This is a genomic window from uncultured Shewanella sp., from assembly GCF_947495455.1.
Lineage (GTDB): Bacteria > Pseudomonadota > Gammaproteobacteria > Enterobacterales > Shewanellaceae > Shewanella.
Genome location: NZ_CANLZC010000022.1, coordinates 1 through 17,517, shown reverse-complemented (window position 1 = coordinate 17,517; position 17,517 = coordinate 1). Strand labels below are relative to the sequence as shown.

General features: G+C 40.9%; 15 protein-coding genes and 1 tRNA gene. 8 read left to right on the top strand and 8 right to left on the bottom strand.

Annotated features, from left to right (window positions below):
- Window positions 1–31: 31 nt before the first annotated feature.
- The 6 genes from Q0791_RS08240 to fabV all read left to right on the top strand — a co-directional run bounded on the left by Q0791_RS08240 (window position 32) and on the right by fabV (window position 6,692).
- Complete coding sequence (locus Q0791_RS08240; protein ID WP_299004696.1) at window positions 32–1,669, top strand: ABC transporter substrate-binding protein; 1,638 nt, start codon at window positions 32–34, stop codon at window positions 1,667–1,669.
- Window positions 1,669–2,700, top strand: a complete 1,032-nt coding sequence (locus Q0791_RS08235) for an ABC transporter permease subunit (protein ID WP_299004695.1) — start codon at window positions 1,669–1,671, stop codon at window positions 2,698–2,700. Before Q0791_RS08240 ends, Q0791_RS08235 begins: the two co-directional genes overlap by 1 nt.
- Window positions 2,687–3,577 (top strand): ABC transporter permease subunit, encoded by an 891-nt coding sequence (locus tag Q0791_RS08230; RefSeq protein WP_299004693.1) that lies wholly within the window; start codon window positions 2,687–2,689, stop codon window positions 3,575–3,577. Before Q0791_RS08235 ends, Q0791_RS08230 begins: the two co-directional genes overlap by 14 nt.
- A 3-nt stretch (window positions 3,578–3,580) precedes the next feature.
- Window positions 3,581–4,606 carry an oligopeptide/dipeptide ABC transporter ATP-binding protein gene (locus Q0791_RS08225; RefSeq protein WP_299004691.1) on the top strand — a complete coding sequence of 342 codons (1,026 nt, stop codon included), beginning with the start codon at window positions 3,581–3,583 and terminating at the stop codon, window positions 4,604–4,606.
- Window positions 4,603–5,385: an ATP-binding cassette domain-containing protein gene (locus Q0791_RS08220; RefSeq protein ID WP_299004689.1), complete on the top strand. Its 783-nt coding sequence runs from the start codon at window positions 4,603–4,605 to the stop codon at window positions 5,383–5,385. The genes Q0791_RS08225 and Q0791_RS08220 overlap by 4 nt, the downstream gene beginning before the upstream one ends.
- A 104-nt stretch (window positions 5,386–5,489) precedes the next feature.
- Window positions 5,490–6,692, top strand: coding sequence for an enoyl-ACP reductase FabV (fabV, locus tag Q0791_RS08215; protein WP_299004687.1), 1,203 nt, complete (start codon window positions 5,490–5,492; stop codon window positions 6,690–6,692).
- Window positions 6,693–6,767: 75 nt separating this feature from the next.
- Here the strand turns inward: fabV and Q0791_RS08210 are convergent, their stop codons facing one another.
- On the bottom strand, window positions 6,768–7,205 hold the full coding sequence (locus tag Q0791_RS08210; RefSeq protein WP_299004685.1) for a hypothetical protein: 438 nt from the start codon (window positions 7,203–7,205) through the stop codon (window positions 6,768–6,770).
- A gap of 298 nt (window positions 7,206–7,503) precedes the next feature.
- Between Q0791_RS08210 and Q0791_RS08205 the strand changes: the two genes are divergently transcribed.
- Together Q0791_RS08205 and Q0791_RS08200 are read left to right on the top strand one after the other, a co-directional pair.
- Window positions 7,504–7,758: a hypothetical protein gene (locus tag Q0791_RS08205; RefSeq protein WP_299004682.1), complete on the top strand. Its 255-nt coding sequence runs from the start codon at window positions 7,504–7,506 to the stop codon at window positions 7,756–7,758.
- A 307-nt stretch (window positions 7,759–8,065) separates the two neighbouring features.
- A complete protein-coding gene (locus Q0791_RS08200; RefSeq protein ID WP_366942487.1) occupies window positions 8,066–8,413 on the top strand; it encodes an Hsp20/alpha crystallin family protein in 348 nt (115 codons plus the stop codon).
- A gap of 111 nt (window positions 8,414–8,524) precedes the next feature.
- Here Q0791_RS08200 and Q0791_RS08195 read toward each other — a convergent pair whose 3' ends face one another.
- The 7 genes from Q0791_RS08195 to Q0791_RS08165 form a co-directional block, all read right to left on the bottom strand.
- On the bottom strand, window positions 8,525–10,393 hold the full coding sequence (locus Q0791_RS08195) for a SurA N-terminal domain-containing protein (RefSeq protein WP_299004679.1): 1,869 nt from the start codon (window positions 10,391–10,393) through the stop codon (window positions 8,525–8,527).
- A 233-nt stretch (window positions 10,394–10,626) separates the two neighbouring features.
- Complete coding sequence (gene hupB / locus Q0791_RS08190) at window positions 10,627–10,899, bottom strand: nucleoid-associated protein HU-beta (RefSeq protein ID WP_298769307.1); 273 nt, start codon at window positions 10,897–10,899, stop codon at window positions 10,627–10,629.
- A gap of 257 nt (window positions 10,900–11,156) precedes the next feature.
- Window positions 11,157–13,514: an endopeptidase La gene (gene lon / locus Q0791_RS08185; RefSeq protein ID WP_299004676.1), complete on the bottom strand. Its 2,358-nt coding sequence runs from the start codon at window positions 13,512–13,514 to the stop codon at window positions 11,157–11,159.
- A 148-nt stretch (window positions 13,515–13,662) separates the two neighbouring features.
- The gene (clpX, locus tag Q0791_RS08180) at window positions 13,663–14,940 is read right to left on the bottom strand and encodes an ATP-dependent protease ATP-binding subunit ClpX (protein ID WP_299004673.1); all 1,278 of its coding nucleotides are present in this window, start codon (window positions 14,938–14,940) and stop codon (window positions 13,663–13,665) included.
- An 83-nt stretch (window positions 14,941–15,023) separates the two neighbouring features.
- Window positions 15,024–15,635 carry an ATP-dependent Clp endopeptidase proteolytic subunit ClpP gene (clpP, locus tag Q0791_RS08175; RefSeq protein ID WP_299004670.1) on the bottom strand — a complete coding sequence of 204 codons (612 nt, stop codon included), beginning with the start codon at window positions 15,633–15,635 and terminating at the stop codon, window positions 15,024–15,026.
- 91 nt (window positions 15,636–15,726) lie between these two features.
- Window positions 15,727–17,031, bottom strand: a complete 1,305-nt coding sequence (gene tig, locus Q0791_RS08170; protein ID WP_299004668.1) for a trigger factor — start codon at window positions 17,029–17,031, stop codon at window positions 15,727–15,729.
- Between the two features lie 409 nt (window positions 17,032–17,440).
- A tRNA-His gene (locus Q0791_RS08165) sits at window positions 17,441–17,516 on the bottom strand.
- Window position 17,517 lies beyond the last annotated feature (1 nt).

Genomic DNA, 17,517 nt, shown 5'->3' with positions numbered 1-17,517 from the left:
CTAAAATAATATTTACACTCAGGCATACATAATGGTTTCGATGACAAAGCCTTTATTACGACTCGCTCATTTCATCACCAGTCTTTTTATTCTACTCATAGTGTCGGGTTGTGAACGCTCCAATGCCCCTTCAGGACTCGTCTACTGCTCTGAAGGTAATCCTGAATCATTCAACCCTCAAACGACAGCATCCAATACCACCACTGACGCCACTTTCCATCAAATTTATAACGGATTAATCAATTACAAAACAAAAGCGGGTAACCTTGAAGGTTCATTAGCTAAAAGCTGGCACATGAGTGATGATGGACTGACATACACATTCATTCTAAGAAATAATGTTCAATTTCATCATACTGCTTATTTTACCCCAACTCGCCCATTCAATGCCGATGATGTGCTTTTTTCATTTAACCGTATTCTCAATAAACAACACCCCTTTTACTCAGTGTCAATCACTGGCTATCCATTTTTTGAAAGTATAGCCTTTTCTAAACGCGTCAAAAAAATTGTCAAGCTCAGTGATAATGAAGTCGCATTTCACCTTTATCAGCCCGATGCGCCCTTTTTATCCACACTCGCTTCGGCCCACAGTATCATTTTATCAAAAGAATACGCTGAACACTTAATCACATCCGATACGCCATTACGGACTATCGATTGGCGTCCAATCGGTACAGGCGCATTTCGTTTTGTTGAATATTTACCAAACGAATATATTCGTTATCAACGTCATGAGCACTACTGGGACACTCCCTCAGTATTTAACCAATTAATTTTTAATATTTTTACTAATAACGTTAAACGCTTATCACACTTTATCACTCAAGATTGTGAAGTATCAGCGCTGCCAAAAATCAGTGACATTAACTATGTAAAAAAAAATGACAAGGTCTACATAGACGTGCAAGATGGGCACAACTTGGCTTATTTAGCCTTTAATATGAACAAACCACCACTGGATAAACGCCATGTGCGACAAGCCATTTCTTTTGCCATCAATCGAAGAAATTTACTGCACTCTGTATACAAAAATACAGCACAAGAAGCCAATAGTATATTACCCCCTTCCTCATGGGCTTTTACAAAACACAGTCATGATATTCACTATAACCCTAGCAAAGCAAAAAGCTTACTCAAAGAAGCATCCATAGAGACATTATCTCTTAACATTTGGATGCAATATGAAGCTCGAGTCTACAATACAGATGCTGAAAAAATGGCAGAACTCATTCAATCTGACTTAAATCATATTGGTATTAACACAAAAATCATTCCTTTTACATGGGTCAATTTCGAGCACAAGAATATTCGCAGCTATGACTTAATATTAACGGGCTGGAATGCTGACAATACCGATCCTAATGATTTTTTCTACCCATTATTTAGCTGTTTAGGCATTGCAGCGAGCACTAACCTTTCCCGCTGGTGCGATCCTAAGCTCGATGCATTGCTTAATCATGCTCGCACCGTACAAAACAAAACAAGAAGAAAAGCATTATATCAACAAGCTGAGAGTATGGTTGCCAATCATTACCCTATTTTGCCCATTGCACATGCAAAGGAAATCACATTACTCGATAAATCATTATCATCATTTCAAATTAATCCTTATAATGGCATTGCTTTCGAGAATATTCATATAAAAGCCTTTAAGGAAAAACAATAATGGGCCGCTATTTACTTCGCCGCTTTAATCTTTTTATCGCCACTTCCATTATTTTAATTGCTGTCCTTTTTATCGCTACTGAACTATTCCCTGCAAATAAGCATTTTATTCTCAGTGGAATACCTCATCCAACACTTTCAGAATCACTGAAAATAAACGAAGAGTTCAAGCTAGATGGGGGTAAACCTCAACAGTTTCTCGCCTATTTATGGCAAAAAATTAACGGTAATATGGGCGTCTCAACCACCTCTCAACAACCTATAAGTGAAGAATTAAAAAGGGTCTTACCTGCCTCTTATGAATTAGCCCTAACGGCTGGTTTTTTAGCCTTTTTCTTTGGTTTTCCTATCGGAATGCTGGTATCTTTAAGTAAAAATAAAATTAGCCAACATACTATTATGGCCTTCATTCTTGCAGGGTATTCAAACCCCGTTATTTGGCTTGGCCCTCTTATCGCACTTGGCTTTGGCATAAAGCTTGGCTGGTTACCCACCTCGGGACAAATCAACTTACTTTACAATATTCAACCTGTCACGGGCTTCATGCTTATCGATACCTTACTGTCCGATTCACCTCATCGTCTTTCCGCTTTTTACAGCGCCGTCCGCCACATTATTTTACCTGCGATAACCTTAGCCATATTACCTTTTACCGCCATTGTCCGCATCACCCGTGCAGCCATGATGAATATCATGAATCAGCCATTCATTCAGGCAGCAGAGGCTCGAGGATTACATACTCGCAGTATTGTATTGCGCCACGCTCTGCCCAATGCCTTCATACCCGTATTAAAAAATTTAGGCTTGATGTTAGGCAGCTTCACTGGTTACGGTATTCTTGTTGAAATGGTCTTTTCTTGGCCTGGTGTCGGTTTTTGGTTAATCTCTGGCATAGAGCAACGTGATTACACTGTCGTACAAGGAGGTATCTTGGCTGTATCTTTAAATATTATCTTTTTAAGTATTGTCATTGATATCATTCATACTGCTTATAACCCATTGAGTAAAAAGGAAGTATATGCCTCAAATTAGAACCTACCAAGAGGATACCATTCCTTCTCCAAGGCAAAGGTTATGGCAAAATTTCTCTAGTAACCCTTTTTCACTTGTCGGTTTATGGATTGTTATTGGCTTCATCATTATTGCTATTTGGGGCCCTTGGTTGGCACCTTATCCGGCTCAACAACAAGATCCTTTAGCCATATTACTTCCCCCATCATGGGAAGTGTCAGGTACAGTCGAACATTTTTTAGGTACCGATGACCTAGGCCGAGATATTTTTAGCCTCATTTTACATGGTGCTTCCCTCACTTTTGGAATGGCTCTGCTGGTCGTTGCTGCCTCATTGAGTATTGGTTTTTTAATTGGGTCGCTATCAGGCATGATGAAAGGTTTAAAATCCAGTATTTTAAGTCATTTACTCGATGTTTTACTTTCAATTCCTTCGCTATTAATGGCGATATTAGTGGTCGCAATTAAAGGGCCGGGCTTAGAAAATGTTTTCTGGGCTGTGGGGATTGCACTCACCCCTTTATTTGTTCGTGCAATTCATCAAGCGGTCCATGAAGAAAGACAAAAAGAATATGTGATTGCAGCTAAACTCGATGGTGCGAACACATTACAAGTGTTTTGGTATGTGATCATGCCAAATGTGTGGGAAAAGCTCATCATTCAAACCACCTTAGCCATTTCAACCGCTATTTTAGAAATCGCGGCAATGGGCTTTTTAAACCTAGGTGCTCAAGCCCCCAGCCCTGAATGGGGGTCACTCCTTGCACAAGGTTATGATGATTTATTAACCGCCTCTTGGACAATGGCAGCCCCAGGATTTGCCATTCTCATCAGTGTATTTGCCATCAATCTCGTCGGTGATGGCCTACGATCGGCCCTTGCGCCCATTAGACATTAAATTATGCCTTTACTCGATATTAGAAATCTCACCATTGAGCTCGATACGCCTTATGGCCGCGTCAATGCAATTGACAGAGTGAGCTTAAGCATTAACTCTGGAGAACTCCATGGTCTTGTCGGTGAATCAGGATCCGGCCGAAGTTTATTAGCCAGAGCGATATTAGGGATCCCTGGACAAAACTGGCATATACGCGCCGACCGTATGATGTGGGATGGACGAAATTTATTAGAAATGTCTTTAAAAGAAAGACGTAATCTGATGGGCAGTGATATCGCCATGATCTTCCAAGATCCTTCCAGCTGCCTTGATCCCATTCGCTCGGTTGGCAGCCAAATGATCGAAGCCATGCCCACAGATAAAAAAACACCAATATGGAAACAACGGGCTCATAAAAAAGATACCGCAGTAAAATGGTTACACAGAGTAGGCATCAAGCATGCTGACAGCATCATCTCTCGCTATGCCTGGGAGCTCTCTGAAGGTGAATGCCAAAAAATCATGATTGCCATGGCCGTTGCCAATAAGCCCCGCTTACTCATCGCAGATGAGCCAACAGACTCAATGGAATTAAGTACTCAAGCGCAAATATTCAGGTTATTAAGCAAACTGAATCAAAACCAAAATGTCTCTATTTTGCTCATCAGTCATGAGCTAGACACCATAGCGAATTGGTGCCATAAACTCACTGTCCTCTATTGCGGGCAAGTGATGGAAACAGGCATCACAACCCAAGTACTCGACAAACCTTACCATCATTATACCAAAGCGCTTTTGGATAACATTCCTAATTATTCGGGCACGATAGAACACAAATCCTTAATGAAAACCTTAGCGGGTGCACCTCCGGCTTTACAACATTTACCCATAGGATGCCGCTTAGGGCCACGCTGTCCTGAAGCACAAAAAAAATGTGTCAATCCCCCTTCGATGACCCAGAAAAAAAATCGATCCTTTGCTTGTCATTTTCCCTATAATAGTGAGCAAAGTAAGATTATCGACAGTAAAGATTCGAGTAATAATCCATGACACCAATCTTAGAGGTCAATCATTTAAGTAAAAGCTATTTTACGGGTTATAAAGGTTTTAAACGCCAATATACTCAAGCATTATCACCCATTTCTTTTTCCTTAAATAAAGGGGAAACCTTAGCGATTGTGGGCAATACAGGATCCGGGAAAAGCACACTCGCTCGTTTGCTGGTCGGGGCGGAATCGCCTACTCAAGGCAATATCCTTTTTGAAGGGCAAGTCTTAAAACATCACGATTTAAAACATCGGTGCCGCCTGATCCGCATGATATTTCAAGATCCCAATACTTCATTAAATCCTAGGATCACTATAGGTGCGTTATTAGAAGAGCCCCTTAGATTTAATACACGCCTCAATAAAAAACAAAGACAGTTTCAAGTGTGTGAAAAGTTAATCAAGGTAGGGCTACTCCCTGAGCACAGCAATTTTTATCCTCACATGATTTCAGAAGGACAAAAGCAACGCGTCGCCATGGCAAGGGCATTAATGTTAAACCCTAAAATGATCATTGCCGATGAAGCTTTAAGTGATTTAGATTTATCCGTAAGAGCGCAAATACTCAACTTGCTTATTCAGCTTCAAAAAGACATCGGCCTTTCTTACATCTTTGTCTCTCATAATTTAAATATTGTTCGCCATTTTAGTGACAAAGTCATGGTACTCCAAAAAGGTGAATTAATTGAAAAAGCAAATACAGAACAACTTTTTACGTCACCGCAACATGAATACACTCAACGCCTTATACAAGAGCAAGCCTTATATTCACGTAAAAAGTAAACTGATCCAACCACTGACAAAATCACTGTTTTTTTACTAAAAAAAAGTGTCATTTTCCGTCGGTTTATTTATCCTAGCGTTAATTTTTCAAGAGAAATATAAACATGATCATTAAACCTAAAATTCGCGGTTTTATTTGTACAACAACCCACCCAGTGGGTTGTGAGGCCAATGTATTAGAGCAAATTAACTTCGTCAAATCCAAAGGCGTTAATACTAATGCGCCAAAAAAAGTATTAGTCATTGGCTCTTCAAGTGGTTATGGCCTCGCTTCTCGCATTACTTCAGCTTTTGGCAACCAAGCAGCCACCTTAGGCGTCTTTTTCGAAAAGCCTGGAACAGACAAAAAAGCAGGAACAGCCGGTTGGTATAATTCTGCCGCCTTTGATAAATTTGCGAAAGCAGATGGCTTGTATTCAAAAAGCATCAACTGCGATGCATTTAGTCATGAAGCAAAAGCAAAAACCATTGAGCTTATCAAACAAGATTTAGGTCAAGTGGATATGGTGGTCTACTCATTGGCATCACCTGTGCGCAAAATGCCAGACAGCGGTGAGGTGATCCGTTCAGTCTTAAAGCCTATTGGTGATACTTATACCACAACAGCTGTCGATACCAATAAAGATGAGATCATCCAAACCAGTGTTGAGCCAGCAAACGAGCAAGAAATTGCTGATACTGTCAAAGTCATGGGTGGAGAGGACTGGGAGCTGTGGATAAAAGCACTCAGTGAAGCCAATGTCTTAGCACCTACATGTAAAACTGTGGCCTATAGCTATATCGGCACAGAAATCACTTGGCCAATTTACTGGCACGGTGCATTAGGTGAAGCGAAAAAAGATCTCGATAGAGCCGCCCATGCCCTTAATGATCAGCTGTCTCAAACCGGCGGTAGTGCCAATGTCGCCGTGTTAAAAAGTGTTGTGACCCAAGCCAGCTCAGCGATTCCTGTTATGCCATTATACATAGCTATGGTCTTTAAAAAGATGCGCGAAGAAGGCATTGATGAAGGCTGTATTGAACAAATCAATCGTATGTTTACTGAGCGTTTATATCGCAATGATGGCCAAGCACCTGAGGTTGATGATAATAACCGATTACGCCTTGATGATTGGGAAATGCGCGATGATATTCAAGCGCACTGTCAACAACTTTGGTCACAGATCACCACTGAAAATTTAAGTGAACTCACTGATTACCGAGAGTACAAAGAAGAATTCTTAAAGTTATTTGGTTTTGGGATTGACGGCATCGATTATGAACAAGACGTTAACCTCAACGTTGAATTTGATGTTATCCAGCTATAATGACAATGTGATGGAATAATGATTTCATACAGACAACAGCGGCACTACGCCGCTGTTTTTTTCACTGTATACCTGCTAAATGCCATTCGATGGCATCTGTGCTTCTATCACTTTCAGTAAATTATCCGCATCATGAGTGCCAAGACTAATATGAGTGCCATCTTTTAACGTCAACTGAACCGCCGTTAAACCAGAGACATTATATAACCACCCAGTTGATTGTAGCCGTATTCCAAATCCACAATACCACTTATTACGGACTTTTTTGATAGAGACCACTTCCTTTAATAACACTTTTTTTCGCCAAAAGTAAGGGCCAAAGAACCAACTAATGTGCGCATTAGACACTTTAATGGTTAATGTTGAAAACAATATACTGATGACGATAATCACAGCATAGATCCACCAAGGTATAGCCTGCTCTTCAACATGGTGCGCCATCAAAACCAAACCTAAAGCCACTCCCATGATAATCAATATGGTAATGCCTAATTGTGTACGTTGATATTTCATTGCAATCCCTTCCATATTATTAGTCCCTTCTATTCCGAGTTACACTCTACTATCTATTATGTATTAATCAGTTACACGCAACAACGAACAAACTGACTCCCCTACAATCTTATCGAATAAAAAGCCTATTTAAAGCAAAATTTAATCTATAACTTTGCTTGAAGTTGCTCTTTGAACAGCTTATCTTGAATATTTCAACTGCTTTAGATTATGCTAATGTATGATTTATTTAAATTTATTGTACATAAAACAAAGTTGATTCAATTTAAATCCACCTTGTTCTATTAAGGAGTAAGTCATGAATAGTGAACGCCTTAATCCATGGAACTGGTTATCTCACCATACTCAATCAAGCACATCCTCTGAAGCAGGTAATAATACTGCTAAACACTTACATTCACTGTCTTACCTTCAACAAGAAATGAATCACCTTATTGATGACTCACTTCGTAGTATTGGCCTAACGAGTCATGTTTTTGGCCAAGATCTCATCCAACATAGGGTATTGTTCAAACCTAAACTGGATGTTATACCAATTCCATTATATAGATGATCAATTCAGAGCTTCTCAGGCTTTTCAATTCAAGGCGCATTTATGCAGTAATGGTGATTCCCTTTCAATTGAATGCAACGCTGAAGTGGAATGTCTGAGAAGCTCACTGTGTGCGGGTTTCAACATACTTTATGCTACGTTAGCTGCTTTCGATATACGACCTCATGGATGAGGGAGGTAGGGCGACGTTTGAACCCAAGCCGAGAATAACTATTAGCTTCAATCATCTGCGACCACCATGGATGGTGGGACTGTCTGTTAATGCAGGAGCAATTAACGACCTTGCCTACAGCATGTTGAATTCCCGCTGAAAGATCACTTATATAATGGAATTGGTATTATCACGACACAAGAGCAGTATACCGTCTTACTTGAAGTGCCAGGAATGAAAGAAACCGAGGTGAATGTCGCCGTTAATGGCGATAAGTTAATCATCAGTGGAGACAAAGAGAATAAATTAACCCAGCAAGAACAACACCTTTATCACAATGAGTTATCCTATGGCGTATTCTCTCGAGAACTCACTCTGCCAAAAGATGCTGTTATCACGCTTATTCAAGCAAGCTTAAAAGAGGGGATCTTATCCATTATTATCCCTCGAGAGCCTCTCGATGAAACCAAAATGAAACACATCCCCATCAATCAAACTCATTAAGCCTCATATCGATATAAAAAATGCCAATCACTCAGCATGATTGGCATTTCTATTAAAGCTTTCACAGCCAGCTGATTGAGCAAGCTAAAGAAAAGTCTCAATTAACTATGACTAATTTTTCTCAACCGTTGGATAAGTCACTTCGCCCTGTGATTTTAGCAAGGCAATAATGGCGCGATAATCCGCTTCACTGTACTGAGAAGTTAATTTTTCTTTCAATGCCTTTAATTGAGCTTCATCTGCAGGTTTTGCGGCATTAATTTTATCCAAAATCACCACAGCATAACCTGAGCCTAAGGCAACAGTATCCACAGATTCAGTGTCAGAATGGGGCATTTGAAAAGCTTTTTGAACAATCGCATTATCCACATCAGGATCGTTACGGGTCACATCCTTCTTGGTGGTAAACTCCGCAGTGCTGTCTTTATTTTCCACCGCCATCATCACTTCTTGTGCTTTTGCACGAGCCGCTTCATTGGCTTGCTCTTGTTTCAACTGCGCAACAATACCTTCTTTCACATCACTAAAAGGCATAGGCCCAGCTGGCGTATGGGTCTTAGCACGCAGCACGACCACATGATTAGGTTCCACCTCAAGTACATCGCTGTTCATGCCATCGGTTAGAACATTCGATGAGAAAATGGCTTTCACAATTTGTGGTTGGTTAAATAACGCAGGGACATTATTACGTGTAAAACTTGCCGTAGTTTCAACCTTTCCATCAACCGCTTTAGCCGCATCGGATAAGGTATCAGGCACTTCATAGCTAGTATCAGCAAGCTTTTGTTGTAATTCATAGAACTTATCAACAGCTTGTTTTTCTTTTAACTGATCTTTGATTTTTGTCTCAACATCGCTAAAGGGCACTTCTTGGCCACCTTCGACATCAAGTAATTTCACAATTTGAAAACCAAAATCAGTGCTAATCACATCTGAATATTGCCCTTTCTTCAAGCTAAATAACGCTTTATCAAAAGCGGGTTCCATTACGCCTTCTTCAAACCAATCCAGTTTTCCACCTTCATTTCGACTAAAGGTATCATCTGAATCTTTTTTCGCTAACTCAGCAAAATCGGCTCCATCTTGTAACTGTTTATAAATAGACTCAGCCTTTGCTTTACTCGCCGCTTCATCATTGCCCTTCTCAATCAAAATATGAGCAGCAAGACGTTTCTCAGGTGTACGGTATTGTGACTTGTTGTCATCATAATAGGTTTTTGCCTCTTCATCAGTCACAGTGATCCCTTTTGCCATTTGCTTAGCATCGAGTTCAACGTATTCTAAACTAACTGATTCAGGGCGAATAAATTGTGCTGAATTATCATCAAAATACTGCTTAGCTTGCTCATCGGTCACTTTTACATCAGCTAAAAATGGCTGAGACTTCACGATAAGGTAACGTAAGTCACGGGTTTGATCTTGCAATTTTGCCAAATAATCTGTTTCATTCGGCAAGACAAACTCAGAAGTTATCAAGGCGCGAACCAGCTGAGTGCGCGTCATATCAGTGCGCATCATATCTCTAAATGTTTGTGCTTGATAACCTAATTGACGCAAAATCGCCTGATAGCGATCATTATCAAATCTGCCATCGGTTTGAAAAGCAGGCTCGTTTAAGATGGCATTTTTAATTTGCTCATCGGATACTCTCAGCCCCAAAGAGGCTGCAGACTGATCCAGCAATTTATCTGCGACCAATCGTTCAAGCACATTCTGTTTAACACTTTGCATATAGCTATCATTAGCCGCTAATGTATCAAACATGGTGCCTAATTGTTGTTGTAATCGAGCACGCTCATTTTGGTAAGCTTGTTCTAAGGCGGGTTGGGTAATTTTCTCACCATTTACCGTCGCTGCAGGCTCTTCAGTCGAAGAACTCAAGTAGCTACTAATCCCCGTAAATGCAAAAGAAAGTATCACCAGCACTAGAATGCTTTTTGCAATCACGCCCTGTGAACCTTCACGGATCTTTTCTAACATCTGACTTCTCGCTTGTTGCGATTAATAAAAAAAAGGCGCATCAATTCAAGAATGCGCCTTTTATGGTTAAGTTAGAGGATGTGTTACCAAGTTTGACATTGGCCATTTCATCACTCTGAGATGATCAATCACACTGGGATCACCCTTTCTATTCGTAAAAACACTGTCGACACTGTGTTTATCTTGCTACGAAAGTACGAAAGCCTCATAAAAGGCTAACTATCAACCTATGATTAGTTAACAGCGTCTTTCAAAGCTTTGCCTGCTTTAAAAGCGGGAATATTCGCAGCAGCAATAGTGATCTCTTTGCCCGTTTGTGGGTTACGGCCAGTACGCTCTGCACGTTGACGTACTTCGAAAGTACCAAAACCAACAAGAGAAATCTTATCACCTTCTTTTAGACCATCAGTCACAGCACCAATGAAAGAGTCTAATGCACGGCCAGCCGCAGCTTTAGAAATATCAGCACCAGAAGCAATTTTCTCGATTAGTTCAGATTTGTTCATGTCATCCCCTTGATTGTAATTGTTGCGCCGCAACCAAATCCTTGTCTAGAGCGGTCCGCGGAGGCTTTTATAACAAGCTTAGAACTAAAGTTCAAGTCTTATAAGAAAACCTAATAAATATAAATAAGATACCGCTTAAATCCAGTGAAGCCAAGGGCTGGCTCACTGGATCAGCACCGACCTAGGCTACCACAGGTCGAGGCATTGTTAAGCCTCTTTTTTGCATTTTTTTTGTCGCGTAGCTAATTTTTAAGCAATTATCCGACATTTGTGACCACATCAAAGCCTTCAATGGGTCTTTCAAGGGATAATTTCAGTACTTCGTCCACCCATCTCACAGGATGGATTTCAAGATCAGCAATAACATTGGCAGGAATTTCCTCTAAATCACGCTCATTTTCTTTTGGAATGAGTACACGTTTAGTTCCGCCTCGATGTGCCGCTAATAACTTCTCTTTCAAGCCACCAATGGGCAACACTTCACCCCGTAACGTAATTTCACCTGTCATTGCCACATCAGCACGAACAGGGTTGCCCGTTAAGCTCGATACTAACGCAGTGCACATTGCCGCACCCGCAGACGGACCATCTTTAGGTGTTGCACCTTCTGGTACATGAACGTGAATATCACGTTTTTCATAAAAATCAGGATTGATCCCCAACTGCTCGGCACGCGCACGTACAACCGTCATTGCCGCTTGAATAGACTCTTGCATGACATCGCCTAAAGAGCCGGTGTAGCTGAGCTTACCTTTACCTGCAACAGACGTCGCTTCAATGGTCAATAAATCGCCACCCACTTCAGTCCAGGCCAGTCCCGTCACTTGCCCAATTTGGTTATTGGACTCCGCTTTACCGTAATCGTGACGTTGCACCCCTAAGAAAGATTTTAAATTATCTTGGTTAACATCAACTTTTTTAATACTCTTATCGAGTAAAATTTGCTTAACCACTTTGCGGCAAATCTTAGAGAGTTCTCTCTCTAATGAACGCACGCCCGCTTCACGAGTGTAATAACGAATAATACCAATAATGGCACTATCATCCACACTGACCTCAGACGTTTTCAATCCATTGCGCTCAATTTGCTTAGGCAATAAATGTTGCTTGGCAATATTGAGTTTCTCATCTTCGGTATAACCCGCAAGACGAATAACTTCCATTCTATCGAGCAAAGGACCGGGAATATTCATCGAATTCGATGTGGCAACAAACATCACATCGGATAAATCATAATCCACTTCCAGGTAGTGATCGCTAAAGCTAGTGTTTTGTTCAGGATCAAGTACTTCAAGCAATGCCGAAGCCGGATCGCCGCGCATATCCGAACTCATTTTATCGATTTCATCGAGTAAGAATAAGGGGTTTTTCACTCCCACTTTAGACATCTTTTGAATGACTTTACCTGGCATTGAGCCAATGTAAGTACGGCGATGACCACGGATCTCAGCTTCATCACGCACGCCACCTAGAGCAACACGCACATATTTGCGCCCTGTCGCTTTCGCAATTGACTGGCCTAAAGAAGTTTTACCCACACCTGGTGGGCCCACTAAGCATAGAATAGGACCTTTAAGCTGCTTCACTCGGCTTTGTACCGCGAGATACTCTAAAATACGTTCTTTGACTTTTTCAAGTCCAAAATGATCTGTATCTAACACGTCTTGGGCTTTGGCTAAATCACGCTTGATTTTAGATCGCTTAACCCAAGGAACAGAAATCATCCAATCGACATAGCTACGCACAACCGTCGCTTCAGCAGACATAGGTGACATCATTTTAAGCTTATTAAGCTCTGATGTGGCCTTTTCTTGCGCCTCACTGGGCATTTTGGCTTCTTCGATTTTGCGCGCTAAAGATTCAAATTCGTCATGAGACTCATCAATATCACCCAGTTCTTTTTGAATGGCTTTCATTTGCTCATTCAAATAGTACTCGCGCTGACTCTTCTCCATTTGCTTTTTAACACGAGAACGAATGCGTTTCTCAACCTGCAATAAGTCAATTTCCGCTTCCATCATCGCCATCAAATATTCAAGACGCTCACCAACATCAATCATTTCCAATACTGATTGCTTGTCTTCTAATTTGAGCGGCATGTGAGCAGCCATGGTATCGGCCAATCTAGCCGCTTCATCGATGCCTGATAATGAGGTTAATACTTCTGGTGGGATCTTTTTATTGAGTTTGATGTAGCCTTCAAATTGGCTAACAGCTGAGCGAACAAGCACTTCCTCTTCTTTATCTTCAAGGGGCGCTGACTCCAAATATTCTGCCGTCGCAACAAAGATATCATTTTCATCGGAATACCGCTCTATTCTCGCTCTTTGCCCACCTTCAACAAGCACTTTCACTGTCCCGTCAGGTAACTTGAGTAACTGTAGAATAGACGCAACAGTGCCCACATCAAAAATATCATCACCTGTAGGATCATCCAACTCAGCATCACGCTGAGCCACTAAAATGATCCGTTTATCTTGCTCCATCGCCGCTTCTAAACAACGGATGGATTTTTCTCGTCCGACGAATAACGGAATTACCATATGGGGGTATACCACTACATCCCTCAGTGGTAACACGGGTAGTTCGATTCGCGCTTCACGCTCTAGTGTCATAGCTCGATTCCGTTTTATATAATTCTTACTGAGTATATTGGGATAAAACCTTTGGTTTCAATGGAAGATAAAAAATTAAATGAAAAATGGCACAAAAAAAGGAGCCTGATTGACTCCTTTTTATTAAGAATAGCACTTGTTCTAAAAATTACTCTGCGGCGGCGGTTTTTGCATCGCTATTTTGATAGATTAAAATAGGATCGGATTCACCTTTCACTACAGACTCATCGATAACCACTTTTGCGACATTTTCTATTGATGGTAAGTCATACATAATATCAAGTAGAATGCCTTCCACAATTGAACGTAAGCCCCGTGCACCGGTTTTACGCGTCATGGCTTTTAAAGCAATTTCTTTCAATGCATCTTCACGAAATTCGAGATCAACGTCTTCCATTTCAAATAAAGCCGCAAACTGCTTAGTCAATGCATTTTTAGGCTCAGATAAAATCTTTATTAGCGCATACTCATCCAATTCAGCTAAAGTCGCCAATACGGGTAAACGGCCAATAAATTCAGGAATGAGACCATACTTCACTAAATCTTCAGGCTCGACCTGCAATAAAGTATCAGAGATAGTGGCTTTATCATTCTCACCTTTAACTTGCGCACCAAACCCGATGCCTGTTCCTGTATGTGCTCTTTGCTCAATCACCTTTTCAAGTCCGGCAAAAGCACCACCACAGATAAATAGAATTTTTGATGTATCAACTTGCAAAAACTCTTGTTGGGGATGTTTTCGCCCACCTTGTGGCGGAACAGCTGCAATCGTCCCTTCAATAAGTTTTAATAGTGCTTGTTGTACCCCTTCACCCGATACATCACGAGTAATAGAAGGATTATCAGATTTGCGACTGACTTTATCGATTTCATCAATATAGACAATGCCACGCTCTGCTTTTTCAACATCATAATCACACTTTTGCAATAGCTTTTGAATGATGTTTTCTACATCTTCCCCCACATAACCCGCTTCGGTTAATGTGGTTGCATCCGCCATTGTAAAAGGCACATTTAAAAAACGCGCGAGGGTTTCAGCTAAAAGTGTTTTACCACTTCCTGTTGGGCCAAGTAATAAGATATTACTCTTACCCAACTCTACATCATCTTTTGAACCACTATTTTTTAGGCGTTTATAATGATTATAGACCGCCACAGACAAGACCTTTTTAGCCTTATCTTGACCGATGACATAATCATCTAAATGTGCCCTTAACTCATGAGGTGTAGGTAGCTTATCTTGCTCTTCCTTAGGTGAGATTTCTTTAATCTCTTCTCTGATAATATCGTTACAGAGCTCAACACACTCATCACAAACATACACAGATGGCCCAGCAATCAGCTTTCTTACTTCATGCTGGCTCTTTCCACAAAAAGAGCAGTACAGTAGCTTACCACTGTCACCGTTATCTTTGTTGTCGCCCATTACTCTACCTCTTTTTGCAGTTACTTTACTGCCTGAATCATTTCATTGCATTAAACTCAGCATAGCTCAGCCTAAAACAAAAATCAGCCTCGAGTTGTTAATATTGAGTCAACCAGTCCATATTCAACCGCTTCTGCCGCACTCATAAAATTATCTCGATCCGTATCACGTTCAATAACTTCCATTGGCTGACCTGTATGCTCAGCCAGCATCGAATTGAGTTTACTTTTTATCCCTAAAATTTCCTGTGCATGAATGGCAATATCGGATGCTTGCCCTTGGAAACCACCCAATGGCTGATGGATCATCACACGAGAGTTAGGCAAACAATGACGTTTTCCTTTCGCTCCACCTGCAAGTAAAAATGATCCCATACTTGCCGCTTGACCGATACAAACGGTACTCACATTTGGCTTAATGAACTGCATCGTATCATATATCGCCATGCCAGCGGTAACTGAGCCACCTGGCGAATTAATATAAAGAAAAATATCCTTATCGGGACTCTCTGACTCCAAAAACAGTAATTGAGCCACAATAAGGTTTGCCATATGTTCTTCAACTTGACCCACTAAGAATATGATACGCTCTTTTAATAAGCGAGAATAGATATCATAAGAACGTTCACCTTTAGCCGTTTGTTCAACAACCATAGGCACGAGTGCATTAAGTACTGTTTCTGGCGCTTGGTTCATGTTTTACCTTCCCTAAATAAAAATGGCTCGCATGAGCGAACCTCATACGAGCCATTATAAATGACGAACAGCCGTTTAAGTCAAGCTAAGCTTAACCGCGAGCCGTAGCCTTGTTCATAAATTCTTCAAAATTGACTTCTTTCTCTGTCAATGTAGCAGATTTTAACAAAGCTTCAACCGCTTGTTCTTCTAAAGCAACGTTACGCATGTTCTGCATAAGCTCTTTATTGTTGTTGTAGTAGTTAACCACTTCACTTGGATCTTCATAAGCTGAAGCCATAGAAGCAATTAAAGCTTGAACACGATCTTCTTCTGCTTTTAGTTCATTTGTCTTAATCACTTCACCTAATAATAAGCCCACTTTCACACGACGCTCAGCCTGTTCAGTGAACAAATCGGCAGGTAACTCAGGCATGTTTGCCGCTTGATCGCCAAAACGTTGCATGGCTTGCTCACGTAAAACTTTCACTTCACCTTCGATTAATGCCTTAGGCAGCTCAATGTCATTTTTTTCTAAAAGACCATTAAGCACTTGCTCTTTCACATTCGCTTTTAACGCTTGCTCAAGTTCACGGCTCATGTTTTTGCTGATCTCAGCACGCAGCGCATCGATTCCGCCTTCAGAAATACCAAACAAGCTTGCAAACTCATCGTTCACTTCTGGCAAATCAGCACCTTGTACTTCATTGACTGTAATAGCGAATTTAGCCGCTTTACCTTTTAGGTTTTCAGCGTGGTAATCTTCAGGGAAAGTTACATCGATTTCAAATTCATCACCAGCTTTATGTCCTTCAACACCCGCTTCAAAACCTGGGATCATACGGCCGCTGCCTAGCTCTAATTCAAAGTCTTCTGCTTTTCCGCCTTCAAACTCTTCACCATCGATGGTTCCTGTGAAGTTGATTTTCGCTTTATCACCTGTCGCCGCTTCACGATCAACCACTTCAAATTTAGCATGTTGCTTGCGCAGTGTTTCAATCATGGCATCGATGTCAGCCGTTGTCACTTCCGCTTTTGGCTGCTCAACAGTGATGGCATCAAGATCTTTTAACTCGACTTCAGGGTAGATTTCAAACGTGGCGATAAATTCAAAATTCTCACCTTCAGTGTTGCCAGGTGTTAAAGTCGGTGCGCCTGCAGGGTTTAATTTTTCGGCCATGATAGCTTCAACGAAATTACGCTGCATCACTTCACCCGTCACATCTTGACGAATCGCTTTACCATAACGTTGCTTGATAACACTGACAGGGACTTTACCTGGACGGAAACCTGGAATACGTGCTTTTTTCGCTTCACTCTTCAAATTGTTTGAAATAAGCGTTTCAATCTGCTCAGCAGGAACAGAAATCGTTAAGCGACGCTCTAGGCCTTGAGTGGTTTCAACAGAAACTTGCATTTTATTACCTCGAAATATGTCTAACGTCCTTTAAATAGTCGAAAAATTCAACCATTCTAATATTCGTTTCTTGATCCGTTAATCTAACGAGTCTACCCGTAAAGACTGGCGTCTAGCACTGGTCACTTATTCATTGATAGATATCAAGACGCGATATTATATACTCAAATCCTTTGGAAATACAAAATTCAACAGTAAATGGAATACATTTAATAACAAGAACAACAATAGCGCATATTTTCTTTCAAAAAACAGACGGAGTAACGGGTTTACTCTGAATATATTCAAATGGAAAAAATCAGATTATACCCGTGATACATGGCGGGTTATTTGCTTAAATTACTTTTATTACAGACACAAAAAAACGACCTCACTAAGGTCGCTTTTTTGTATTCTAACACTGAATAAGTGGGGTGACTGATGGGGCTCGAACCCACGACAACCGGAATCACAATCCGGGGCTCTACCAACTGAGCTACAATCACC